The organism is Pseudomonas sp. TUM25319, assembly GCF_056388475.1.
On record NZ_CM150751.1, the window covers coordinates 6021187 to 6046055 of the forward strand.

A 24869-nucleotide genomic window follows, 5' to 3' on the forward strand; every position below is an offset into this window, starting at 1 on the left:
GAACTACACACACTGCATGTCGAACTGCCTGACCCTGGCAAATACAGGTTCCTTGATGGGGGTGATTTGTAGACAAAAAATTGGATCCACGTCGGACAATTCGTACACGCGCTTAGTATTAATTCTTTAGTGATAATCCACGTAAATGCGGGACGGAACCGAGGCGGCGTGCGGGGTTGAGCCGACGAGCGGTAGAAGTTGAATGAAATTTTTTGCAGAAAGCTCTGAGGAATTAAATTATGTCTAAATGTTACAAACCTGACCGAACAGATGTTTTTGAGTGGTTGTAAATTCGGAAAGGTGGTGCGAGGGCGTGCTGTGAATGCGGGTGGCGCGGTCAGAGCCGATGGCTTGCATGAGACACCTGCAGGTGGTGCGGATGCTCAGTAGAGTCCTGCTGGTGCAAGAGGCTGCTCATGGATTGCCAGGAACGAAGCAGCGGCTGACCTGCACCGTGAACGAAAACCATGAGCCAGTGTGGAGCCTGAAAGATTGGCTTATGGTGCCTGTTCAAGCATTCTGAACGGCCGTACTCATGCACCTCGGCGATATAACCCATGAGCAAGCCTGTTTTTCCCCAGCCCTTTGAAGCGATTGGCTGCTCCCAATGTCGCGACCTCACGAGCCTGGGTTTCGATATTACGATGGCCTTCCAGCCTATCATTCATGTTCCCTCAGCCAGGCCGTTCGCCTATGAAGCACTGGTTCGCGGCCTGAACGGTGAGAGCGCGGCGGACATTCTGGCCAAGGTATCACCCGATAATCTGTACCGCTTCGATCAGGCCTGTCGGGTAAAGGCCATCGAGCAAGCGGCCGCGCTGGGCCTGGGGCGCCTGGCAGACTGCAAGTTGAGCATCAACTTCCTGCCCAACGCCGTCTACCGTCCCAGCACCTGTATCCGCGCGACCTTGGAAGCCACGCGGACATTCGGTTTTCCTGCCAATCGGCTCATGTTCGAAGTGACCGAGGGCGAGCGCATCGACGACACCGAGCACTTGAAAGCCATCTTCAAGGAGTACGACCGACAGGGCTTCACCACGGCGATAGATGACTTCGGCTCCGGTTACTCTGGGCTGAATCTCCTTGCAGAGTTTCAGCCGGATGTACTCAAGCTGGACATGGCACTCACGCGGGGAATCAGCCAAGACCCGGTTCGCCAGGCCATCGTCGCCGGTATCGTCCTGGTCGCCGAACGGCTGGGCATCACGCTTGTCGCCGAGGGGATCGAGACTGACGCAGAGTGCCAGGCGTTGGCGGCGCTGGGGATTGATTTGATGCAAGGGTATTTGTTCGCGCGACCCCAGGTGAATGGATTGCCTTTGATCGAGCGGTTTGCTTCGGCTTGAACGGATGGAACTGGATCACGTTCAGCGGATGTGGCATGGCTCAGCTGGACATGGCGGACAACGGTAAACCAGCTTCCACCCGCACACCCCGGCCATTGCGCTGAGCGGCTACGGAAGCGCCAGCCCAAAGGAAATAGCCAGCAGGCCCGCTTCACCCGTCGCCTTACCAAACCGGTTCAATACGAAGAGTTGGTGGACACTATCGAGGCGGTGTGCAAACACGCCGGGACGTGAGTCATCTGCCTGGCGCAGAGGCCTCGCCAGGCCTCTGCGCCAAGGTCCAGCGGTCTAAGCGGCTGGTTTGAGAACGACCTTCGTCCACCCATCATCGCGCGCATCGAAATGCTTGTAGGCCTCAGGCCCTTCGTCGAGCTTCAGGCGGTGGGAAATGATCTGCGACGGCGTTGCACGGCCATGGTGGATCAGTTCGGCGAGCCGGCGGTTGTAGGCTTTGACGTTCGCCTGGCCCGTGCGGATCTGCTGCCCCTTGAACCAGAACGCCCCGAAGTCGAAGGCCATCTTGCCCTCCTTGGCCAGCTCGTTCTTCGCACCTGGATCCTGGGGAACGAACACGCCGACAACGCCGATGCCGCCGGTCGCCTTCGTCGAGGCCACCAGGTTGTTCATGGTGAGGTAGTTGGCCTCGTGGCCATGGCGATCGCAGCACTGATAGCCCACGCACTCGCAGCCCCGATCCGTGCCCTTGCCATGGGTCAGGTTCAGGATCTGCTCCACTGCCTGCTGCTCGACGGAATTGATGGGTGTTGCGCCCATTTGCGCCGCCAGCTTCAGGCGGTCCGGCTGGTTGTCGATGACGAACACCTGGGAGGCGCCTTTGATCATGGCCGAATGGGCTGCCATCAGGCCCACCGGCCCGGCCCCATAGATGGCGATGCTCTCTCCCGGTAGCAGGCCGGCCAGTTCGGTGGCATGCCACCCCGTGGGGAAGATGTCCGAAAGCATGACGTAGTCATCCTCACGCTCCTGAGCATCTTCCGGCAAGACCAGGCAGTTGAAGTCTGCATAGGGCACCCGAAGCAGCTCCGCCTGGCCGCCCTGGTACGGCCCCATGTCGGCGAACCCATAAGCAGCGCCGGCTGCGCCGGGATTGGCGGTCAGACAAAAGCCGGTCAGGCCTTTTTCGCAGTTCTCGCAGAAGCCGCAGCCGATGTTGAACGGCAAACAGACCCGATCGCCTACCTTCACCCGATCGACTCCAAGCCCCACCTCGATGACCTCGCCCAGGTTCTCGTGCCCGAAGACCCGACCGGCCTCGAATGAGGTGCGACCTTCATACATGTGGAGGTCCGAACCGCAGATGTTGGTGGTAGTGATGCGGACCAGGACGTCGGTGGGCTTCTCGATTCTGGCGTCTGGTACGTCTTTTACCGCGACGTCGCGCGGACCGTTGTACACGATAGCTTTCATCTTGGACTCCCGATTGAAAGGGTGAACGATTCACACCCTGTTCAGATCAGGTGCCGGGAAAAGCAGCGGCGTTCCCCCGCGTTACGAAGAGGAAGGACCAAAGGTGCTAATCAATGACGGCGCGAAATCTCGTCCGCCAACGGTCTACCGACGGTAGCGAGCCAGAATGGGCTGTGTCTTCATGCCGTGCAGCAGGATGCTCAGCGCCACCACCGAGACGGTGAGGTTGAAGATCAGCTCGCCAGCACTTGGCGACAGGTCATGACCGAGACAATAGAACAGGTAGTACAGGCTGCCGATGCCGCGAATGCCGAACCAGCCGATCAGCTGAACCAATCGTTTCGGAAACCCGTCAACCCAGAAACAACGAAGCGGGTCAGAGCGATGCGTGAGGATCCGGTTGCGGACGTACTGGCGTACTGCAAACAACATGACCTGTTGCTGACCACCGCCGAGTCCTGCACGGCGGGCTACATGATCGCGCTCCTGGCCACGGTGCCTGGCACAGGTGAGGTGGTGGAAAGCGGGTACGTGGTTTATTCCCCACAAGCCAAGCAACGATTGCTCGGTGTCACTCCCGAGACGATCGAACGATACGGCCTGACCAGTGAGGCCGTGGCCTGGGAAATGGCAATTGGCGCGCTAAAGGACAGCAAGGCAGATATTGCCATCGCTACTACTGGCGTCGCTGGCCCTGAGCCTGAAGATGGTATTGCTCCGGGCACACTGTGCTTTGCCTGGGCCTTCGGCGGGGAATCTCCAGCGGTCTTTACCCGCTGTCAGCGCTTCTTTGGGGAGCGCAGCGAGGTAATGCGGGAAGCGGCGCTCTATGGCTTGACTCAGCTTCCTCATTACCACTGGCGCTGGCTGCGGGGTGAACGGGCCTGAGGGCATTGATGATGAAGGAAGAAGAGCTACATTCGCGGCGGTTTCCGGTCCACGAAGACATGCGGATGCAGCAGCGTGTCTGGACCTTCGAGCGCATCGGTTGGTACGCCTTGGTCCTTATCGTGCTCCTGGCGCTCGGCGGCGTATTCGGCAACGGGCCGCTGAGCAATGCCGAAGCGGTCAGTGCTGACGGCAACCTTCGCGTGCAGTATCAGCGCTTGAGCCGCAGCGGCACGTTGGATGATCTGCGGATCACGGTGCGAGGCACGGCGGGGAAACCTGTGACGTTGGTGCTGGACGGCACGCTGCTGCGTGAGGCCAGCATCGAGACGATGCAGCCTGAACCGCAACACTCGATGTCGCGAGGCCAGGCTCTGCTACTCCGGTTGGGCACGAGTGACGACGGCGTCGCCACCCTGTACCTGACCGTTCGTTCGGAGTACGTCGGCACGCTCCAGGGGCTGGTAGAGACAGATCCCGGCACCTCTGTCAGTTTCTCAACCTTCCTGTTTCCCTAGGCTCTGTACGAAAAGTAGTGTCGTAAACACCGCCGCCAGCAGGCTAATGTGACCATCGCCCCATAACTTGTTGCGAGCTTGCAGTAGCGGGTTGCCAGGCGGCGATGCTCCTTCAGCCAGCCAAACAGACGCTCGATGACATTGCGTTCTCGGTACTTGAGTTTGTCAAACAGCCGCGGCAAACCGGGCTTCGGCTTGCGCTTCATCGTGCGATAAGGAATGACAGGCTGCATGCGATAGCGATCGCAATACCGCCTGAGGGATTCAGCGTCGTAGCCTTTGTCAGCGACGAGCTTGCGGCACCGCTTGCGAGGTCTGCCCCAGCCGGTAGGCACCTGGACACCATCGAGTAGTGGTTGTGCATGTGAGATGTCACTGGCCTGCCCACCAGACAGAGTGAAGTGCAGAGGCACACCTCGGGCGTCGCTGACCATATGAATTTTCGTCGTTAATCCCGCCCGACTTCTCCCGAGCGCGTGGTCCGCTGGTTCTTCCGTCCCCCTTTTTGACCTGCTCCAGAGGCCGCTCGGGTTGCTTTGACTGCTGTTGAGTCAATGCACCAGGTGTCTAGATCTATCAGCCCATGCTCGTTGAGTTTGACGTGCATCCGCTTGAGCATCTTGGTGAAGGTGCCCTGATTTCGCCAATCTCGAAACCGCTGATAAACCGTAGACCAAGGTCCGTACCGCTCAGGCATGTCCCGCCAGGCCGCGCCCGAGCAAAGCACCCAGAACACGCCATTGAGCATCAGTCGATCATCGACTCGCGGACGTCCCGTGCGGCGGGGCGAATTGAAGAGGTCCGAAACCAACTCCCAGTCCGCATCGGAAATTTCATATCGCTGCTTGGGCATCACAGAGTCCTGCGCTGAAAAGGGCAAAACTCTACGTAAACTCAGGCTGGCTGGGGCGCTGGCGGGATTTCAAGGGTTTTCATACAGAGCCTAGGAGCGTTTCATGGACTCGATACTCCGCGCCGCAGGGATGTATATCGCCCTGATGGTACTGTTTCGAATTGCCGGCAGACGCTCGCTGGCAGACCTGACGACGTTCGACTTCGTACTGTTGCTGATCATCGGCGAGGCTACGCAGCAGGCACTGCTAGGGGAAGACTTCTCTTTCACCAACGCCATGCTGGTGATCGCAACGCTGATCGTGCTGGACGTCGGTCTGTCCCTGACGAAGCTGAATTCCCGACCACTCGCCCGACTTCTCGATGGGCATGCCACCCTGGTCGTAGAGCGGGGCCACTTTCTCCGTGAGCGGATGCGGCGGGCACGCCTCACCGAGGACGACATTCTGGAGTCGGCACGCAACAGCCAAGGTGTAGAGAAAGTGGAGCAAATCAAGTTCGCGATCGTCGAGCGAAACGGGAAGATATCGATCATTCCCGAGGAATGACAGCGTATCCGGGTCAGTGCGATACCAGCATTCTCGGTCGTCACACTCTTTCTTTTGACTACCTCCTGCGCCGTTCAGCCGAATAAAAGATGACGTCCAAAATTGCCGCGCCGTACAGATCAGGTAGTCACCCTTCAGGCGGACCAGGCATTCGTGCGCGGTAAACCTGAAGGTACAGTCTTTAACGCACCTCATCCGAAGCTTGGTAAATCGAATGAATGATCGAGCCCTTTTCCAGCGTCCTACATGAACACAGACCTTCCTGTGTCGAGCCAAAACGTGAGGTGAAAGATCATGACAAACAATCAAGACGACCGTGGCCATCAAGGTGGTACCGCACAATCCAACTCCGGCAATTTCGCGAACGATCGGGAGAAAGCGTCGGAGGCTGGTCGCAAGGGCGGGCAGGCTTCGGGAGGCAGCTTCGCCAACGACCCAGAGCGCGCCTCGGAAGCAGGTCAAAAAGGGGGGCAAGCATCGAGCGGTAACTTCAAGAACGATCCGCAACGAGCCGCAGAAGCCGGTAAGAAGGGTGGGCAAGCTTCAGGCGGCAACTTCGCCAACGACCCAGAGCGCGCTTCGGAAGCAGGGCGTGCAGGTGGGCAACACAGCCATGGCGGCGGTCGCCAAAGTGACGATAATCGTTAACCCACCACAGCGTACCAGGGCGATTCCGCCCTGGTATCCTCGACGAAGAGATAATTCTACGAATCGACTGCTGGGACGAATCTCCGATCAGACAGGAACATGTCCGATGACACTGGAAAAAGTTATTTCAACCCTTGCTTGACGCCATTGCTTGCCGGCCCATCTACTTGCCACTGCCTTGCCTCCAACACCCCGTTAGCCAGCGCTTTCGTCATGGACTCTCCGGGACGCGAATTGAACATTTCTTCATGCAAGATATGCCCATCTGCCGCATAGATACCAATAAATAGTTGCGTATTCCCTGTGCGAGACAACCTGACCTGAACGTTAATGCTGGTGCCATTATCCTGGATTTCATCATAGGTACGGTGGTGCAAGCCGTCATCGGCCCATGCCCAAAATACCTCTCCACGAATTCTCATTGCGCTCTCCCAAGCCTGCCATTCAAAAATCCATGAAGTAATCTACGCGGTGATTGGCACCCCCGCGCGATGAAAACAGAACACCTTCCTTGATTCAGACCACTGGTCATATAATCTGTACAAAAAATTCTGCGTGTACAGTTTTTTAGAATTCTGTATAACTACTGGACCATTTTAAGTACGCCATATAAAAGCTCGCCAGATACCTGGAGCACAAGTAGCTCGAATCATTACTATTAGTGCGCCTCATCGCCGAATTTAAAATAAATTATCAACCTCACCAACCCAAGCCGTTTATTAGACACATCACAACCTGTGTTTTAAATAAAGCTGAATATCCATGGCTGACATGTAGAAAAAAGCCGCACGGGGCAGCTTGTCCGGTGCGGCTTCGCTCAGCCCTCGCTCAGCACTTTGCCACCGCATCAGGGTCAGCCGAGCGTTCGAGGAAGGCTCGGGTTACTTCCGGCAGATGCTCTTTCAGCCATTCAGCCATGGCTCACTCCTCCTTGGTAATGGAACGGCAGACTTCCATAGTCACGAGATCCCCTGCTACCTCCGTCGCTAGCCGGCCGGCCTGTGCCTTTAGCATGCTCTGCGCCTGCTGTTACACGTGATTGGAATAACCGGGAGGTGCCGCAGATGGACGGAGGCCCGCAGCTGCGATGGGTGGCCTGCGGATCGTCCGATCATCGACGCCCGGAACCCCCGTGGAGCAATCGCCTCGAACGTCTACATGCCCTGAATGAGGAGGACCCAGAGATGGCCAGGCATCTTTTCCTGATCAGCTTCATCCATCAAAATCAGCCCGGCTCCTGCGAGCTCTACAGCGATGAGGAAACGCTGACCCCGGAGCAAGCCGCCGCCCACCTGCGAACGCTCATGCCCGATACCGCATCTTCCTTTAGCGACGTACAGGTGCAACGCCTCGAACATGACCATAAACCGGGTACCACACCCGGTCATTACCAGCAGCCATAAGTCTCAGTGGCAGGCCCCGCGAATTCGGCGCCTGCCACAGCTTCCAGATAGCTCCGGTCCGCCAGGCTTCGCAGGTCTCTCCACTGCCGCCAATCAATCAGCTTCCGGCGGTCCATTTCGTCTGCGCGTCTCAGCAATTCGTCGTGATAATGATTCGGGGAGTCCCGACGCAACCGATGATCGTCATAGATGGAGAACCAACTATCCATCGCTTCGATTCCTGCTACCTGCATCCACCAGGCCTTCTCGATCGCATTCATCGCTGCACTCCTCGATTTAGGCGGTGGAGTGTCGGCGATGAAATGAGGTTCAAGGAAACAGTATGAGCGGTCTCACACTGTTCGTAGCCCTTGATTCATCTAGTCGGAGCTGCTGGAAAGATGTAAAAAAAGATTTCAGACGATTGCTGCGGTCAGACGGACAAGCAGGCTGAAAAGGAAGAAGTCATGAAATTCGCAATGTTTTGCCAATGGCTGTCGGACCGCGCGGGCAGTCCCCGGACATTTCAGGTTGCCCTCGTGCTGATAGTGCTCTGGGCAGTGACCGGCCCCTGGTTCCACTACAACGACACCTGGCAGCTCATCATCAACACCTCGACCACGATCATCACTTTCCTGATGGTCTTCCTGATTCAGAACACGCAGAACCGCGACAACGACATCATTCATGTGAAGCTCGACGAGTTGATCCGGGCGACCAAGCATGCCGAGCGATCGGTCCTCGATCTGGAGGACATGGACAGCGCCAAGTTGCGTGAGCTGCGCAAGGAGTACCGGGCGCTGGCTGAAAACTGCCCCCAAGTGAACCCTGTAGTAGCGGCTGAGCTTGCGGAGAAACTTGAGAACGAGATCCGCAACCACCAGCGGTGATAAAGCGAGCCGGATGATCAAGAGGGGCTTGGCTTACGTGCTTGTAGCCCCTGACCGGCATCAAGGAACACGAGTATTCTGTTCGGGTCTGAGTCCTCACCAACGCATTGCGTATCCTTTGCCCCGACTCGAACAGGAAGTGATTCCAATGTCTGATTGGCTACCCGACGAAAATGTCGCCTTCGACCGTCTGCGCCGTTTCAACTGGGATAATACGCCGCTCGGGCCGTTGGGCGGCTGGCCGGATGTACTGCGTACTACAACTACCTTGGCATTCTCCTCCGAATTCCCTCAGGCAATTGTCTGGGGGCCTGAGTTGATCACCCTACACAACGACGCTTTCACACCTATCCTCGGTAACAAGCCCACTGCACTGGGACGCCCTTTCGACGAAGTCTGGGAGGAGGCTTGGGAGCACATCAAGCCTTATGCCGAAGCCGCTTTCCGTGGAGAGCCAACCTTCATCGAAGATTTCCCGCTGATGGTCCAGCGTTCCGATCAGATGGAGCAGGCCTATTTCACCTTCTGCTATAGCCCCATTCGCGACAGCGCTGGTGTAGTGGTTGGTCTACTGGATACCGTGGTTGAAACCACCGCAACGGTCATTGCCAATCAGAAGCTCAATTTACTAGACGCCATCAGCACGGCAGTGGCTGGGGTGGATGATCCCATTGCCATCATGGACTTGACCTGCCGGCGCATGGTCGAGCACATGAGCCTATCCAACTGTGCTTATGCTGACATGGACCCGGACGGAGACGGTTTCACTATCAGGGGTGACTGGGCCGCCAAGGCAGCGCCGCGAATCCGCGGCCACTATCGGCTCGCGGACTTTGGTGTCCAGGCTGTGCAAGACTTAAATGCTGGGCGCCCCCTCGTACTCGAAGACAATCGGCGAGATTTGCCGGCAGAGGCATCCGCGACGTTCCAGGCTATCGGTATCGCCGCAACGGTATGTGTGCCCCTCATCAAGAATGGTCAACTCACAGCGCTCATGGCCATTCATGACTGCGTGCCGCGCAAGTGGTCCTCCCATGAGGTGAATCTACTGCTGGAGATCGCCGACCGCTGCTGGGCCCATATCGAGCGGGCACGCTCCGATGCCTCGGTACGTCAGGGTATCGCGGCGCTGGCGACCCTGAACGCCACTCTGGAAAAAAGAGTTGAGGACCGGTCAATTCAACTGGCGCAGGCGGAAGCGGCATTGCGGCAGTCGCAAAAGTTAGAAGCCATCGGTCAACTGACTGGAGGCGTGGCCCATGACTTCAACAACTTGCTCACTGTCATTCGCTCGTCGGTGGACTTTCTACAACAGCCCCACATGCCGGAAGAGCGCAGAAACCGCTATGTAAAGGCGATATCCGATACGGTGGACCGGGCCTCGAAGCTGACCAGCCAACTACTTGCCTTTTCTAGACAGCAGGCGCTTAACCCGGCAGTTTTCGACGCCGGCGCCTGCGTAGAGCTTATGGGTGACATGCTGCGCACCGCTACCGGTGCCTTGGTCAACATAGAGATCTCCCTGCTCGATGAAGAATGTTTTGTGCTGGCTGACATGAGCCAGTTCGAGACCGCCATTGTCAACATGGCGTTGAATGCCCGGGACGCTATGGATGGGGAAGGTACTCTGCGTCTGACCATTGGGCGTTGCGACAGATTACCGCCCATCCGTGGTCATGCCGGCACCGACCATACGTTTGTGGCGGTCTCGCTGACCGATACCGGGAAAGGCATTCCGACGGGGATCCTGGAGAAGATCTTCGAACCGTTCTTCACCACCAAGAACGTCGGAAAGGGCACTGGGCTGGGCCTGTCGCAAGTATTTGGCTTCGCCAAGCAATCAGGTGGCGACATTGATGTCCAGACCGAAGAAGGGCGTGGCTCGACGTTCACTTTGTATTTGCCGAAGGTGGATAAACGTGAGGATGAATCACTGCGCGAGACATCCGCCGCAACGCTCCCTATGTCACTGTCCTCCTATCGCATCCTGGTTGTAGAGGACAACGATGAGATTGGTGTAATCGCAGTGAAGATGCTTGAGGCCATGGGCTTTTTAACCGTTCGCCGCGCCCGGAATACCACCGAGGCGTTGAGTCAGATGGGAGAGGATGCTGGGAATTTCGACGTGGTGTTTTCGGACGTCTTGATGCCAGGCGACAGCGGAATCGCCTTGGCCCACGAGTTGCGTCGGCGCCGCGCGGATCTGCCAATTTTACTGACGTCTGGCTATAGCCGGGAGTTTAGTGGAGCGGCGAGCATTCAGTTTGAGTTCGTCCACAAGCCCTACTCGGCGGAACGGGTTCGGTTAGCGTTGTGCAAAATTCTATCAAAATGAACAGTCGGCAGCAGGGAAGCAGAAGTGAGCCAGCATTAGGTATCAGTTCCTTTTCATTGCTCTGTGGATAGGACAGCCATATTTGATCAGCCCGAGGTCTACTGACATCGCGTAGGAACGTCCGCGTTTTATTTGGAAGACGGAGGAAATATGGAACTTACAGACAGGCTGGAGGAGGAGATTCGCAATCACCAGCGGTGAACGCGCAGTCTGTTGAGGTGGACCGCTGGCAGCGGCGGCGAAGCACGGGGGCTCCGCGCCTCGCCGCCGCGGCCTTACCGAGGCTCGTGGATAGGACAACCGTTGTGGCTGGCACGAAAGTCCGCTGACATCTCGTAGGAGGGTTTGCGTACCCGCATCACGCCTCCCAGAGGCCTGTGTGCAGCGAGACCATGCCACGGGCTGAAGGCCATGCCGTCATCGATCTCATCCACCTTCGCCTCATCCCAAGACGCTTGTGGCGCGACGTCAAGGCGAGCGACCGTGACATAGGGGCTAAGCTCTTCTGGCCACTGTACCGAAGCATCCTCGATCGGCATCCTCTCGATGTCGGTCGCCAGCTGAATGCGAATCTCCCAGCTCCCACCTTCCTCACGAAAGTACTCCGCCACCGCCGTGCGCAGCCCGTCAGGATCGTCACTCAGGTCGATTGGACGGTCGGTCAGGACACACAGCGACGGCGACACCGGTACCACGGCCACCTTGGCGTAAAAGGGGCCGTAGAGAACGGGAACCACGGTGGTGAAGGACTCACCCAGAATGTGGGTCTGCGGATGGCCGCCCAGGCTCTTCAGCGTGCCGCTCTCGCCTCCCAAGGCCTCCACCGTGGACTCGACACCACGCAGCACGGCCGACAATGCCTTCTTCATTCCAGGTGCTTTATCAGTGGTCTTGGCCAACAGCTTCAGGGTTTTCAGGAAGGCCTTGGGGGTGGCGGCGGTGAACGCCTTGGCGTTTTGCATCACGAAGTCCTGGGTGACCTCGCCCTCACTGCCAGGCAGACGTGGTCCCTCGACACCGACGATCTTCAAGGCAAGCCCTCGTGGCGTGGAGACCTTGTCATCCAGAATGTCGCCAGGGTTGGTGGAAAAACGCAGATAAGCGGTAAACACACCTGGCTGCGCGAACGCCCCTTGCGCCAGGTTGGGCGGCAAATCTGGAACCGTCACCCTGCCGCGCAACAGACCGTGGGCCTTGGCGTGAACACTGCGATTGGCATGGCCATTGTTATTGAACGTCGTCTCCATGATGTCGTGGAGGGCTTGGGCCAATTCCTTACTCGTCTCGGCCTCATCGTCCGGGATCTGCTCGAAGGATGGCTCGAAGCGTAGCGGTACCACTGAAGGTGAGTTTTCTGGTCGGTTGTTCATCAGGACTCTCCATTTTTGGCACGGATTCCGGGCTTGCAGTACCGAGGCGTGAGCCAAACGATTTTTGCTGCCCGTAACCTAAGGGCCAGGCGCTGCAGCGTGTGTTCAGGCGGCCAACGAGAAACCCGGACGGATGGCGAATAGCGTCACTGCGGGAGGCGCTCTGGACCGCCCGTCGCCACGAGCGGGCATTCGCCCCAACACTGGGTCCTGGACCGTCTCGAACAGGTATCACCCTTCTGAGACCTGAGGAGCAGCCGCCATGCGCGAATACCCGACGCCACCCTTCGCCTCGCAACCCCAAACCGTGCCCGGTTCGCAGCGCAAGATGGATCCTTACCCTGACTGTGGCGAGGAGTCCTACACCGGCAATGGCCGACTGGCCGGCAAAATCGCGCTGATCACCGGCGCCGACAGCGGCATCGGCCGAGCCGTTGCGATCGCTTACGCGCGAGAAGGCGCAGACGTCGCCATCGCCTACCTGAATGAGCATGAAGATGCCCAGGAAACACAGCGTTGGGTCACAGCTGCGGGTCGCCAGTGCCTGCTGCTGCCAGGTGACCTTGCACAAAAGCAGCACTGCCGAGACATCGTCAGCAAGACGGTCGAGCAGTTCGGCCGGATCGACATCCTCGTCAATAATGCGGCGTTCCAGGCGACTCACGAGACACTGGAAGAGATCGATGACGACGAGTGGGTGAAGACATTCGACGTCAACATCACCGCCATCTTCCGTATCTGCCAGGCGGCGCTGCCGTCGATGCCCAAGGGCAGTTCGATCATCAACACCAGTTCGGTGAACTCCGATGATCCATCGCCCACACTGCTGGCCTACGCCACGACCAAGGGTGCCATCGCCAACTTCACAGCGGGCTTGGCCCAATTGCTTGGGAAGAAGGGTATTAGGGTCAACAGCGTGGCACCCGGCCCGATCTGGACGCCGCTGATCCCATCCACCATGCCGGACGAGGCGGTGAAGAACTTTGGATCGAAAACGCCTCTCGGTCGTCCGGGGCAGCCGGTCGAGGTGGCGCCGATTTACGTGCTGCTGGGGTCCGATGAAAGCAGCTACATCTCGGGGTCACGGTACGCCGTTACGGGCGGCAAGCCGATTCTCTGAGGATGAGGGAGCCGGGGCCCTCAACGACCGTGCTCGCCGCCTGGTGCATCGGCTCCCGCCGTTCGGGCAGGCGCCAGCGAGCCGAGGTCGAGCAAATAACTAAGGCGGCACCTCAGGTGAGCTGCAAGCTCTCAACTCATAGCGGACGATCTGGCCTCCCAGGTGCTGAGCAATTACAAAGCAAGGGAGCCGGCCAGGTTCACAGCTAATTCAGCATGCCTTGGAGCTGGCTTCACTCCAGCTTTGCCTGTGCCGTGAGAGTCGCTGAGGCGGTTTCGCAACGCCCCCAACCCGCCGGGGAAACAAAAAAGGCCTGCATCGCTGCAAGCCTTGAATTTACTGGTGCGGAGACAGACGGACGGTTATTGGTCGTGAGGGCACAGTTTTCGCGGTACTGGAATTTGGTGGATTTTTTGGTGTACCTCATAGGGTATCTATAAAAAATCAGCTAGTTATGGATTTCAGTGGAATCGAATCGGGAATTACGGAGGCTCCTCCCACCCACTTCAAATGGTACGTAAGGAACGGCAGAAACGACCCATAGCTGCCCTTCAAGTCGGCCTGCCAAGAAATCTAACGATTTGCTAAACGGCTGCCGAAACGCAGCGAAGGCTATCCGGTGGAGGCCACTTTTTGCGGCCAATGTATATTAGAGCCATCAGTTAAATCCCAGTTTACTCGAGTACTCGACCTTCATATTTTCCCTATTTCGTAAAAATGACGGAAAAGGGCATGAACGCATATGAACATCCATAGGCTGAGCAAGTAAGCGCTATTCCGCTCATGAATTTAATTACCTTGTCGAAATCGCAGCCTTCAAATTCATCTTCCACCTGAGTAACCGCAGCTATCGTCCAGCCAACCATTCCCTGAAATTTACTTGCTGTATCTCCAGCAAATGCTGGGAGCGATACAGTAGTAAAGAAGGCTGCATAACAACAAGCTAAGAAAGACTTCATTTCATTCACTCCAAAGACATATACCAGCCGCGGTAAGCGGCGTCGACTTGAATGAATTGTTAGGTCTCAGGCCCACCTGATCCACGTCAGTAGGTCACGAGCGGAATCAGACGAGGGTAGGTCTATCTTAAACAGTTGTCGTTCGCCTGCGAGTTGAGGAGAGACCCGGGCAAGTGCAGTCGAGGGGCTTTCAGGTGGATAGCGCGTGATTTTGCCGAGGCGGGCCTTCATACGCTCGGGGAGTTTGCTGACGAAAACAGAGCACTTCTTGGTGGTACGAGGGTCAAACGCCACCTCGGCGCCTGTGTCAAAGCGGTAGCTCACCAAGTATTCGTTATTGTCCTGTTTTAAGCGGACGGCATGCGGATCTGCATCCAGCAGGGCTCTCAATTCTTCCCCTTGCATGAATATTCCCCTGTGAGGCTTAACTATAGTTGCCAGCATGCTGGCCTGATCTCAGACTAGCTTGCAGTCTAGGGTTAGACAACGAGTCAGCTTCCTCGTCGGAAAGTATCGAAATCACTGGGCCGGATATCTAGGCAATGAGAGGGAAGTGAGTCGTCCCTGCTTTCTTAGATGCTTTGAGCGCCTGCTTTTGCGCCGGTTGCTGTCGTTCGCGAGAGGCAGCATTCGGCTAGCAGCTGCCCTCACTAACGTAACTCCGAACGCACGTTGCTTAAGATGCTTCCACTCCAGTTGCTACTGGTCAACATCCGGATATGGCCAGATCTGAATCGCAGACTTGGCCAGCGACGCTCCCCTAGCGAGAATTTCCGGCTCCGACCATTCTTCATGGTCATGCAAGGCACGGCTGAGGTTCAGCTTGCTCCACTTCAAGAGCTCCGGCTTCTTGGCTAGCCAAGCGCAGTTGGACAGTGCAGGGTTCAGGCTGCTGGTCACCAGTGTCAGATTGCCCAGCGTATGCTTGATTCGATCACGACGCTGGCTGAATTCCACCTTAGCTTGGGGATCATTCTGCACCTCTGCGGGCAGTGGCCAGTGCTCCTGCCACTTCACAGGCAGAATGTGCTCGATGGTCAACCCCTTCGGCAAGCTGACAGCCTCGCTTTTAGCATGCGCCAGTGCCCCCTCTAAGGCTTTGAGCACCGCCCGCACACGGTATTGCGGCCACCACTGGTACAGTGGGTAATCGAGTAACGCCTTGCCCAGCTCGCCATCTTTCGGGAAGCGCACACTTTCCCCTTCGCTGGAGAGAAGGAACGCGCCAACCACCTGGGCGGTGATGTGCTTTTCACGCTCGAGATGACGAATCAGATCAAGGAATAGTCGGTTGTAATTTTTGGTGGTCAGGCTACAGATCATCCGACGGAACAGATAAGACTCAATTACCGTCAGGATCGCCTCGAACTCGGTTTGCTGCTGCGGCCGCAGTCGCTGACTACATAGCAGTAGCAGCGGATAAACCGTCGAAGTATCGATCACCACGAGGCGCGCCAGAAAACGAGCTAGACGAGATCCTGTCGCAGGCGAAGAGAACTGCCGAAAATGCTCGGCATAGGTCTTGAGCAGCGCCATATGCTCACTGGCTGTGTAGGCCTGGTCTATGAAGCAAGAGCTCCAGTCGGCCGTGTACTGCACGTAATTCTTATATTCGTTGAAGATGTGACCAACACGAATATCGCGGCGCATCGCCAGGGTTAGAAAATGGCGGATGAAGATGTCAATGCGCGGACGGTTTTCCCGTCCCTGCTTGACCTCTTGGCGCCAAAACTCTCCATCGAACTCTGCCCAATGCTCTTCGTACAGCGTATCGATATCACAGCCTTCGCTTTGAGCACGCCGGAATAGAAAGTTCTTGATCAAGTCCGCCGGCAGCAACTGCGTGCCACGTGCATTGAGCGTCTCAAAGATCACTTGCGATTCGTCGTCTTCGCCGAGATCGATCACCACCAACTGCAAGCCATTGCGAACTACAGCCCAAAGGGCATCCAGCTGTTTCTCCGGCGACTCTTCGGCTTCTGCAGCCTCCGGCCGCAACCACTCCTCGAACTGCCCATAGAAGTACAGGTAGGCTCCTCCGATGCCCTGATCGTGGCTGAAGTCCACTCCCTTCTTACTCGCCAGCTGCAATAACGCATCCGGACTGCCCGCGCCATGTACCAAGGCAAAGGCGTGACGATCGGCATTGGTTGGCAACAGTTTCGGCACCTCTGACGGGTCATCGACCATCGTGTCGCTGTTAGAGACCATTGACTCAAAGCGCCCGGCAAAGCGCTCGCTACCCCGGCTGCGGCACAAGTCGCGAGCGGCGATCAGCAGCAGCTGCAAGGTGGTGAAACGCTGCTGTCCATCAATGACCTGGCGGCCCTGCACAGAACCGGTGTCATTGCGCAGTTGCTCAAGCACAACGGCACCGAGGAAGTGCGGGCGCAACCTCTCACCAGCCAGCACCACACCGAGCAGGCGCTCGAAGTCCTCCCATAGCGGTTGCCAGTTATCCTCACGCTTCCAGACATAGGGCCGCTGGAACAGCGGAATCTGGTAGCAGACCGTGGGTTCGAATATTCTTAGCAGAGGACGGCTGTTGGCTTCCATCGTTCACTCAATCCTTAGTTATCTACTAGGCTCTGTACGAAATGTATTCGAGCGAAGGCCAGGCAAGGCGAAAACAGGCGAGGAAGCGGAGTTTACTGGCTGTAAATGAGCATTCCGAGCCTGTTTTCAACGCAGCATGGGCGAGTTCGGATGCATTTCGTACAGAGCCTAGCGCAGCCGACTCATCAGCAACTGCTGTCTCGCTCGCGTACAACCTACATACAACCGGTTGCGGAATACCGGCTGACCAAGATCGTACTGGTCGATCATTGGCAACAGCACAACATCGAACTCCAGCCCCTTTACATGCAGCACCGACGTGAAGTGCACCAAGTACTTTTTCGACAGATCGATCTGTTCTGATACGCTCATCTTGCGGAAACTGCCCTCCAGCTCCTGCTCACATAAAGCATGCAGGGACCGAGCGGTTACCTGATCAGGCAACACTACAGCAACCGACTGATTCTCAGGGATAGCGGCGATTACCTCGCACAGATACCTGAACTCTTCTTCACGTTCGGCAAAGCAACGCATCATGTAAGCACCTTGCTCGCTAACCTGATCATGCAGAACGTCAGCGTCTAGATGCTGTACATCCGTATCGGCTCCGCGCTCGAACAACTGCCGCAGTACCGTACTCAGCGCGGCTAGATCCGGCTGCCCTTTCTGCCGCAAATTCTCATCCAACGCCACAAACTCTGGGCGTTTGCCAATCGGGAAGCAATCCGCAATGTGTATTTCTTCATTGTGCAGCAACTGCTGCGAACGGTCTCCCACCACCGTGATCGCGCTACAACGCGGATCAGCCTGGGAGGTCATCAAATAGATCTGCTGCTCGCTAAAGTCCTGCACTTCATCGACAAATACGCTCTGATAGAAAGGGGCCTCGCGCAGGCTGGTGGGGAGCGTGGCTGTTACTCCGGCACTCAGGTCGTGAGCCAGGCATAGCAGCAAGTCGATATCGGTCTCGCACAAGCGTTGCTCTTCAAGACGCTCCAGTACCTGCCATGCAGTGGCCGCATCAGGGAAGATGTCGGCATGTTCATACAGCGCTTTCGCATACAGCCCGGCGAAGTTCTTCAGCGGCTTGGCCAGATAATCCAACGCTGTCTGCAGGAATATCTTGCGTACCGAAGTTCGCGCCTGCTCGTCCTCGCCAGGTAGCACCTGACTACCAATCCCACTGCTGACCTTCAACCACTTCAGTCCCTCACCATCCAGATAGAGCAAGGACCTGGGCGTACCAAGCGCAATGAACAGCTCATTGACCGGCATGAATTTTGCCTCATACCCTTCAGCAGTTACTATCGATGGCAGCAGAGCGCGGACGCTCGAGCCCGCCAGTGAGGCCTGCACAGCATCATTGAAGGATAGGGGGTGGTTATCTGCTGAGAGGTATTGGTATCGACTGCTCGATACACAGGGCAATGCCTCAGCCCCCTCGGCCCCGGCCCTGTACAGCACCAAAACCTGATTGGGTTGCTGGAACAAATCGACGGGCAACTCTGCCAGCCTTTGCGCCAGTTCCGGAATGCCCTCGCCATAGGCCATTTGCTCCCCCAGATGAATACTCTGGGTTGCCGGACCAAGAATGCGCTGAGCCAGCGCCTGAATCCTCTCCAACAATCTGGCCGCCAACCGATACAAGGCTCGTTCCGCAGTCAAAGGCGAGAGCAGCTCTTGCACCAGTTCATCAACACTTGCTACAAGCGCTTGGCGGGCAGCGGCAAACTGACTACGCTGCTGGCCAGTAAACCGTCGCAGATGCTCGCTGTCGACCTCAACTAGCGCGCTCTGCAAGTCGGCGGCAATCACCCGCGCTAGCGCAAGCCGGGCGGCATTGAGCCAGGCCAGCGTCGTGGTCAGAGAATGCCCCTCGTCGCTACTGCGTTTGAAGCGCTTACCAGAAGCCCCTGAAGACTCCAGATTGCGATAGTTGCGCAGCTTGAAGCGCAATTCGTGATACTCAAGCACCGGCAAACCGGGCATACCTAGACGGCTGCAGGTTTCCTTGAGGTACTGGATCAGCTCGCCAGTGCGCACAAAGCCGACGCTGCCGTCCTGAGAAAACTTGCCAGCAAACTCGCCCTCCCAGTAGTCGAAGTCGTCGCCGAGAATGGACCGGAACGTCTCACGATCCGTCACTTCATTCGAGTTGAAGTCACAGAGCATCTTGGTCCTCCCAAGGGCAGCCGAGGTCTTGCCTGAGCCCGCAACGCCCTCGACCCACATTGGCCCAACCGGTGCACGGGAAATGATCTTGTCCTGATTCGGGGTTCGATTAAGAAAAAAGTGCTCATCCAGGCTCATGCGCTCAATTAGCTCACCGCCAACGTCATCTTCCACATCATCGAGATCAGCAATCGACAGTGTCGAATCTTCTTCCTCGTCATCATCGAGAATCTGCAGCTGAGGCGTGGCAGGGACGGACGGCGTCAGCTCTAGTGGCTCGTCCGCTGGCTGTCCGTCGTCTAGCAGGTGCGTAAAAACCTCTGTCACCGGTGTGTTTGGAGGCCCGGCATCGTTAAATGCTCGCTCGGCAGGCACGAGCAGCTCCTTGCCAATGGGCGGCACAATGGCGACAGGCTGCTCTACGCTATTGGACCTTGCAGACTTTTTACTCGGTTCAGTGGTTTGCTTGCCGGCAATTTGTTGGTCTGTCGAGTTAGCCTTTGTCAAAAAGGCTCGCAGATCCATGACCGTTCCTTGGCCGTTCGCATTCTCTACCCCCACCGCCAGAAAGTTGCGCGCATGACGCTCCAGCTCTTCAAAATCATGGCGACGAAACTGGCGAGCCTCAGTGACCCGGTATTCACCCCAGGCCTTAGAGATGCTCTCAAAGCCCATCCCTGCCACAGCGCAAAGGCGGCCCACCGGTGAGTGGGGAGTGGTATAGCCCGAGCTGGCTTTGGGGTATACCAGCGAGTCCATACCCAGCCGGAATGTAGCAACCCCCTCGTTCTCTCGTTCGATTACCAGCGCCTTGCCGTAGGCGTTGCGCTTAAGATTCCGGTAAGCCAAATCCCCCTCACGGATCATCCGCTCGGCGTAATCAATAATGCCCTCAAGAACCTCCAGCTCTTCATGGGCAACCTTGCGCAAGAATGCTTCACCAATCTGCGTTGCCATACCTGTCATTCCTTATCCTTAGCAGAAAACGTCTACACCCAAGGTGATTATCTTCCCAATCCGAATTGAAGAAGGGTTTGCGGTATTCGATGGCGGCTTCTGAGGGCAATAGTTTGCAGTACTGAGGGTCCGTGTCTAATGATGTCGGTTACAGGCCCACACGGACCTATGGTGCTGGCCCGTCAGCGATGGGACTGAGCGAGCCTACCGCTGGCGAACCGGCTTTTGCAGCCTTGCGCCTGGCCACACCCTAGGGGCGGGCCGGGTTCATCACACGACCTGTCGGACGAAGGTACCGACGCGCAGGTAGGTCTCGTGGGAGTCCGGCGCGTAGAGGCACAGGGCGCCCTGGTCGTTGGCTGCGAAGTACTTCCAAGTACCCTCCTCCAGCATGATTTCCTTGAACGTCTGCCCGTCGTGGCTGACGTGGATGCGTTGGTGATTGTTGCGCGACGGGAATAAACTCAAGTCGTCGAGGTGGTAGCCGGTATCGACACCGAGCCCGTCCGAATGGCGCTTCCAGTCGTAGCCCTTCTGCGAAGTCAGCAGGTTGCCCCAAGAGAAGCACATGAGTGTGCCGCCCATCGCGGTGACGACCGGATCGTGGAAGGTGAGGTCGTCATCAGGCCAGGTGCAGTTGCGCCAGCCCTTGCCCTGCACGTTGTACATCACCGACGAACTGCTGTTGGTCTTCTTCTTCACCATGGTGTAGAAGCTGCAGTACTTGCAGAAGGCCAACAGGCAAGCGGTGCCTGGAATGGCACGCAAGTACTCCACTTCCTCGCCCTCGGAGAGGTTCAGGCGGCTCTCCCAGCGCTCCCAGGCCGCGCTCGGTTCCTTGGCGCAGAAGAACACCGGTTTGTAGTAGGTGGAGGTCTTGGTCGAGTCGAACAGGAAACCTTTGTCGGTATATTCGAACTCGGTGCGCTCGGTAAAGCGCCACAGCCACTGGCCATTGAAAAAGACCAGGTCTTCAGTGGCGGAAAACACGTAGTTGTCGCGCACGTCCGGGTACTGTGAACGCTCCCAGTTCAGGGCGTCACGGGAGTAGTAGAACCCCTCGGAGCCCACCATCAGTACCCAGGTGCCGTCAATCACGTCGAGGCGGCGAATCCAGATGCGTTCATCGTCGACATTGGGCTTGACCGCCTGCCAGTTCTCGCCGTCCTCGCTGCGGTAGAACTGTTCGTCGTTGTCCACAATCAGCCACACCTTGCCATCGGTCTTGATATGGCGAATCTCTTCTGGGTCGCAGGGCGGATTTTCCATGTCGTGCCAGTCGATGGCAAACAAGTGTCGCTTACCGTCGTGTTCAAAGGTGACGGATTGTTTTTCCAACGCCTCGCGCAACTTCTGCTGTTCCTGCTCTTCACGCTTGCGCACGCGGGCCAGTACCACCGAACTGTCGAAATCGCCCTTGCGGAAGTAGCCGAGCTGATCATCCGCATCGGAGCAGGCATCGGAAAATGCCGTCAGCGTCCGGTCGATCTGGCGCTCGCAGTCGTTCAACTGGTGGTACCAGTCATCGTTCTCCGCCGCGTTGTCCAGGTCGTAGTCGGACCAGGAGATCTCGTTCTCGAACTCGATACGTGGCAGGCCCCACTGGGCGATCACGCGGTTGGCGGTACTCAGTGCCGGGCTGTTCGCGGCGATGAAGTCCTGCGCCTTGCGGCGCATATCGTTGAGACTGGACAGTACCGACTTGCGGCCGATGGTATAGGCTGCACTACCGGCAGCCGTTGCCATTTTGCCAAGGAAGCCATCATCGAACGAACCCATGAACGATGACCAGTCTGTGGCTTTGCTGGTGGCGGTCATAAGGTCCATGGTCATGTTGGAGGCATCCATGCAGGCGGCATAGAGCTGCTTCTCCGTGGCGATCCAGGACTGCTCGAAGCGCAACGTGCGATAGCGCACGACGTTCTTCCAACCCTGGGTCAGCTTGGCCAGGCTTGCCGCCGCCTTCACCAGTTGCGCTTCGTCGCCCTCATTGAGCAGCGCCTGTACATGCGGCAGGTTTTCCTTGAAGTTGCCAGGTTTGAGGGCGAGCAAAATCCGCAGCATACGCGGGGTCTCAACCTTCTTGCGGCATAGAGTCAGGAGGAAGAAGGCGTCGATGAGCCATGTATAGGCCTTGTCATCGTCATTGAGCAGCGCTTGCAACGCTGACAGGTGCTCACGCTCCTTCAACGGATTGTCGGCGATGCCGAGAACATGCGACACCACCTCCGGGCAGCCACTGTGTTCGGCCAACTGGCTCAGGAATTCCTGGCCCGTGCCGTCCAGCGAGGCCGCATTGTCGAAGCACAGCGCGAATAGGCGCAGGTAGGTGCGGCGCGCTTCGTCATCGGCCTTGTCGAGGAAACTATGGGCCTTGATGTCCGGCAGGTCGGAGGTCAGCGACAGGGTTTCGGGCTGTTCCTCATCCAAAGACGCATCAGCGCTGACGTTAAAACCATTTTGTTCCTTATAGATATCCAGCGCTACCAGGCTGCCGCCAATGACTTCGCCGATCAGATCACGCACACCATAATTGGTATAGAGCCCGCCAAATTCATTGCCGAAGAAGCGCGAAATGATTTTTTCTCGGGCCAGGTCGCTGTTGCACAGCTCATCGTCGGTGAGGTCGATGAGCTTTTCGTACTGCTCCGAGAGGAAGTACAGCGCGTTGAAGCCAAGCCCCGAGATGTTTTTCTGGATGAAGTGCGAGTCCAGCACGTGGTCTTCATCGACCGCCAACTCGATCATGCTGCGGTAGCGATCAATGCCAAAGACCTCGATCTGGTCGATCAGTTCGATGATGAACCCCAGCATCTCGACTTCGTCATCACAGTTGACTCCGAGTTTTTCCAGAGTAACCACGAGATGGTTGACATCGCGCTCGGTCAGTTCGATGTCGCGATGGGCGCGCAGGAAGTCATAGGTCAGGTGCAGGATCAGCAGGTTGCCTGGAATGGATTTGAAGCGGCGCTTGTTGGCCTCGATGTTCAGTGACCAGCTGTGGAAACTGGCGCTATTCTCGACGGTCTTCAACCGGCTGTTGATGCGGTCGATGGCGGTTTCCAGGAAGTCACGGGTCTCGATGATGTAATCGTTCATCGTACCCAGGTTGTTGCGGATAACCGCGATGCTCTGCGCGTTGATCAGGTTCTGCTGTTGCAGCTGCTTGAGGTAGTGCCAGGCGTACTTCTGCATTTGCAGGGTGTCGGCTTGGTTAAGCAACTGGTTTTCGCTGGTCTTGCCGGTCAGGCTATTGGCGAAACGCTTGAAGAAGCCGGCGCCCGACTGTTTGTTCAGTCGCTCCTGGCTGCTGGTAATCAGGCGCGAGGCATCCAGAGCCAGTTGCTGGGTCAGGGCAGCATTGGCTTTGTGGCGGTTGACCATTGTGGTCACAGCCTCAAGTTCGGGCCCCTCCAGCGGCTCATGGAAAATTTGCTCTTGCAGCGCTGTCGTTGTCTCGCTCATGGTTCCGGCCTTAAAGATTGTTGATCTTGTTGCTGAGTCGTTCGCTTTGCGCTTCCAGAGTCTTGACCTGAGCGGCGAAGTGCTTCTCCGACAGATACAGGCCCTTGTGGAAGTCACCGTAGAACTGTTGCGAAACCTGCAGGTATTCCAGGGCTTCATGAACGGCGACGCCGTTGCTGAGCACGAGTTCCGTGGCGACCAAGGTCAGCTGGAAGCTCTTCTCGATGTGGTTGTCCACGGCAATGTTCATCGCCAGCGTCGTGATCAGGCCACCGACGAGGCTGCCCACCAACGCACCCGCAGGGCCGCCCAAGGCGCCAATCGCTGCGCCCACCGAAGCACCGCTCACGCCGGCGCCGGTCAGCAGCAACCCCTTGCCGGTGCGGGTTTCAAGTTCTTCGCCGGTGATCTTGCCGGCGGCGAACAACACCAGGTTCTGCACCACGTCCACCGCGCAGACGGCCGCCCCGGCAATACCGCCATTGGCGAAGGTGCGCTTGAACACTGAGCCGGCGAACAAGCCGGGCATCGAGCGGGCAGCGATGCTGACGCTTGCCGAGGCCACCCCGGCCTTCAAAGCGCTGTCGCCAGCGGCGATGGCCGTATTCTGAAGGATCAGCACGGTGGCGCGTTCGGCGCTGATTTCGCCATCCCTGACCTGGCGGATGTACTGGAAGGTGTTGATGCTGCCGGCGATGACCGTGGTGACGATGGCCGCCGACCCAGCCGCACGCATACTTTGCTGGAGCGTCGCTTTGTTCAGGTAGCCCGTCTGCATGTTCTCGTGCAGCGCCTTACCGGAAGGCGATCCCGCGCCGACGTGCTCGGCATCGCGCTTGCTCAACCCGGTGGACTGAACGCCCTCGACGTCGAGGCGTCCAGCGGCCTTGTCATGCACTTTCTCGGCGGCCCGGGCGACCTCGGGGCGAGTGTCGCGATTCTTCAGCATGTCCTTGTGCGCGGACAGCTTGATGCCTTCAATCTGGTCGGACGGCCCGAGGAACACGTCGGCATTCTCGTAACCGTGAACCCCATCCTTGCTGGAGCGAAACGCCTTCTGCGTGGAGTCGGCATTCTTGAAATATTTCAGCTGTGCGCCCTGCAGTTGGGTATCGCCCTTCATGATGACGATGTCGTGGGTCATGTCGTTCTTCGCCAGCGGTGTCTTGGCGAAGTTATCGGTGAAGGCCCGGACATCCTTGTCCTTGAGGATCGCGTCCAGGTTGAACGACTCGGCATGCCAGGTTTCCGCCGCGAACCCGCCCTTGATCGCTTTGTTCTGAGCGGTGGAAGCGATCTTGGCCATGATGTCGTTGGCCTGGCTGATTTCGCCGACCATACGGCCGATCTTTTCCGAGGCCTGAGTGGGCCAGATCGGGCACAGGCTGACCGAATGGCTGATAAGTTTGCTGTCCTGCTTGTCCATGAGAAGGCC

20 protein-coding genes and 3 pseudogenes are annotated in these 24869 nt (G+C 57.4%); 10 read left to right on the plus strand and 13 right to left on the minus strand.

What is annotated here, in order from left to right; all coding sequences use genetic code 11:
• The first annotated feature begins 557 nt into the window (after positions 1 to 557).
• A complete protein-coding gene (locus AC05QJ_RS27130; protein WP_476744301.1) occupies positions 558 to 1346 on the plus strand; it encodes an EAL domain-containing protein in 789 nt (262 codons plus the stop codon).
• A gap of 288 nt (positions 1347 to 1634) precedes the next feature.
• Here the strand turns inward: AC05QJ_RS27130 and AC05QJ_RS27135 are convergent, their stop codons facing one another.
• Together AC05QJ_RS27135 and AC05QJ_RS27140 are read right to left on the minus strand one after the other, a co-directional pair.
• Positions 1635 to 2774 carry a glutathione-independent formaldehyde dehydrogenase gene (locus AC05QJ_RS27135; RefSeq protein ID WP_476744302.1) on the minus strand — a complete coding sequence of 380 codons (1140 nt, stop codon included), beginning with the start codon at positions 2772 to 2774 and terminating at the stop codon, positions 1635 to 1637.
• A 144-nt stretch (positions 2775 to 2918) separates the two neighbouring features.
• Positions 2919 to 3101 (minus strand): annotated as a pseudogene (locus AC05QJ_RS27140) (cation:proton antiporter); the annotation flags it as partial.
• 57 nt (positions 3102 to 3158) lie between these two features.
• Between AC05QJ_RS27140 and AC05QJ_RS27145 the strand changes: the two are divergent.
• On the plus strand, positions 3159 to 3662 hold the full coding sequence (locus AC05QJ_RS27145) for a CinA family protein (RefSeq protein ID WP_476744303.1): 504 nt from the start codon (positions 3159 to 3161) through the stop codon (positions 3660 to 3662).
• 11 nt (positions 3663 to 3673) lie between these two features.
• Complete coding sequence (locus AC05QJ_RS27150) at positions 3674 to 4180, plus strand: hypothetical protein (RefSeq protein WP_476748021.1); 507 nt, start codon at positions 3674 to 3676, stop codon at positions 4178 to 4180.
• Here AC05QJ_RS27150 and AC05QJ_RS27155 read toward each other — a convergent pair.
• A protein-coding gene (locus tag AC05QJ_RS27155; RefSeq protein ID WP_476744304.1) for an IS5 family transposase occupies positions 4177 to 5033 on the minus strand; the annotation gives its coding sequence in 2 pieces (ribosomal slippage) (positions 4177 to 4686 and positions 4689 to 5033; 855 coding nt in all). The genes AC05QJ_RS27150 and AC05QJ_RS27155 overlap by 4 nt on opposite strands.
• 103 nt (positions 5034 to 5136) lie before the next feature.
• On the opposite strand from AC05QJ_RS27155, the gene AC05QJ_RS27160 reads away from it, so the two are divergent.
• The 3 genes and pseudogenes from AC05QJ_RS27160 to AC05QJ_RS27170 all read left to right on the plus strand — a co-directional run.
• Positions 5137 to 5580, plus strand: a complete 444-nt coding sequence (locus AC05QJ_RS27160; protein ID WP_476744305.1) for a DUF421 domain-containing protein — start codon at positions 5137 to 5139, stop codon at positions 5578 to 5580.
• A 294-nt stretch (positions 5581 to 5874) separates the two neighbouring features.
• Positions 5875 to 6135 (plus strand): annotated as a pseudogene (locus AC05QJ_RS27165) (con-10 family general stress protein); the annotation flags it as partial.
• Positions 6136 to 6228, plus strand: a pseudogene (locus tag AC05QJ_RS27170) (con-10 family general stress protein); the annotation flags it as partial. It abuts the pseudogene before it with no gap.
• Between the two features lie 122 nt (positions 6229 to 6350).
• Here AC05QJ_RS27170 and AC05QJ_RS27175 read toward each other — a convergent pair.
• The gene (locus AC05QJ_RS27175) at positions 6351 to 6650 is read right to left on the minus strand and encodes a hypothetical protein (RefSeq protein WP_476744306.1); all 300 of its coding nucleotides are present in this window, start codon (positions 6648 to 6650) and stop codon (positions 6351 to 6353) included.
• 762 nt (positions 6651 to 7412) lie between these two features.
• Between AC05QJ_RS27175 and AC05QJ_RS27180 the strand changes: the two genes are divergently transcribed.
• On the plus strand, positions 7413 to 7631 hold the full coding sequence (locus AC05QJ_RS27180) for a hypothetical protein (RefSeq protein WP_476744307.1): 219 nt from the start codon (positions 7413 to 7415) through the stop codon (positions 7629 to 7631).
• On the opposite strand, the gene AC05QJ_RS27185 is transcribed toward AC05QJ_RS27180, so the two are convergent.
• Complete coding sequence (locus tag AC05QJ_RS27185; RefSeq protein WP_476744309.1) at positions 7616 to 7891, minus strand: hypothetical protein; 276 nt, start codon at positions 7889 to 7891, stop codon at positions 7616 to 7618. The two genes, AC05QJ_RS27180 and AC05QJ_RS27185, sit on opposite strands and share 16 nt — an antisense overlap.
• Before the next feature lie 186 nt (positions 7892 to 8077).
• Here AC05QJ_RS27185 and AC05QJ_RS27190 point away from each other — a divergent pair, with 186 nt between their 5' ends.
• Positions 8078 to 8500, plus strand: a complete 423-nt coding sequence (locus AC05QJ_RS27190) for a low affinity iron permease family protein (RefSeq protein WP_476744310.1) — start codon at positions 8078 to 8080, stop codon at positions 8498 to 8500.
• 148 nt (positions 8501 to 8648) lie between these two features.
• Positions 8649 to 10835, plus strand: coding sequence for an ATP-binding protein (locus AC05QJ_RS27195; RefSeq protein ID WP_476744311.1), 2187 nt, complete (start codon positions 8649 to 8651; stop codon positions 10833 to 10835).
• Positions 10836 to 11110: 275 nt separating this feature from the next.
• On the opposite strand, the gene AC05QJ_RS27200 is transcribed toward AC05QJ_RS27195, so the two are convergent.
• A complete protein-coding gene (locus AC05QJ_RS27200) occupies positions 11111 to 12205 on the minus strand; it encodes a catalase family protein (protein ID WP_476744313.1) in 1095 nt (364 codons plus the stop codon).
• 262 nt (positions 12206 to 12467) lie between these two features.
• Between AC05QJ_RS27200 and AC05QJ_RS27205 the strand changes: the two genes are divergently transcribed.
• Positions 12468 to 13325, plus strand: coding sequence for an SDR family oxidoreductase (locus AC05QJ_RS27205; RefSeq protein ID WP_476744314.1), 858 nt, complete (start codon positions 12468 to 12470; stop codon positions 13323 to 13325).
• Positions 13326 to 13498: 173 nt separating this feature from the next.
• Here the strand turns inward: AC05QJ_RS27205 and AC05QJ_RS27210 are convergent, their stop codons facing one another.
• The 7 genes from AC05QJ_RS27210 to AC05QJ_RS27240 form a co-directional block, all read right to left on the minus strand.
• On the minus strand, positions 13499 to 13615 hold the full coding sequence (locus tag AC05QJ_RS27210) for an abortive infection family protein (RefSeq protein ID WP_476744315.1): 117 nt from the start codon (positions 13613 to 13615) through the stop codon (positions 13499 to 13501).
• 414 nt (positions 13616 to 14029) lie between these two features.
• Positions 14030 to 14284, minus strand: coding sequence for a hypothetical protein (locus tag AC05QJ_RS27215; RefSeq protein ID WP_476744316.1), 255 nt, complete (start codon positions 14282 to 14284; stop codon positions 14030 to 14032).
• 66 nt (positions 14285 to 14350) lie between these two features.
• Positions 14351 to 14689 (minus strand): hypothetical protein, encoded by a 339-nt coding sequence (locus AC05QJ_RS27220; RefSeq protein WP_476744317.1) that lies wholly within the window; start codon positions 14687 to 14689, stop codon positions 14351 to 14353.
• 294 nt (positions 14690 to 14983) lie between these two features.
• Positions 14984 to 16840 carry a DUF262 domain-containing protein gene (locus tag AC05QJ_RS27225; protein WP_476744318.1) on the minus strand — a complete coding sequence of 619 codons (1857 nt, stop codon included), beginning with the start codon at positions 16838 to 16840 and terminating at the stop codon, positions 14984 to 14986.
• Between the two features lie 168 nt (positions 16841 to 17008).
• Positions 17009 to 19969, minus strand: a complete 2961-nt coding sequence (locus AC05QJ_RS27230; RefSeq protein ID WP_476744319.1) for an ATP-binding domain-containing protein — start codon at positions 19967 to 19969, stop codon at positions 17009 to 17011.
• A 270-nt stretch (positions 19970 to 20239) separates the two neighbouring features.
• Positions 20240 to 23434, minus strand: a complete 3195-nt coding sequence (locus tag AC05QJ_RS27235) for a beta propeller repeat protein (RefSeq protein WP_476744320.1) — start codon at positions 23432 to 23434, stop codon at positions 20240 to 20242.
• A gap of 10 nt (positions 23435 to 23444) precedes the next feature.
• The gene (locus AC05QJ_RS27240) at positions 23445 to 24860 is read right to left on the minus strand and encodes a hypothetical protein (protein ID WP_476744321.1); all 1416 of its coding nucleotides are present in this window, start codon (positions 24858 to 24860) and stop codon (positions 23445 to 23447) included.
• Positions 24861 to 24869: the final 9 nt, after the last annotated feature.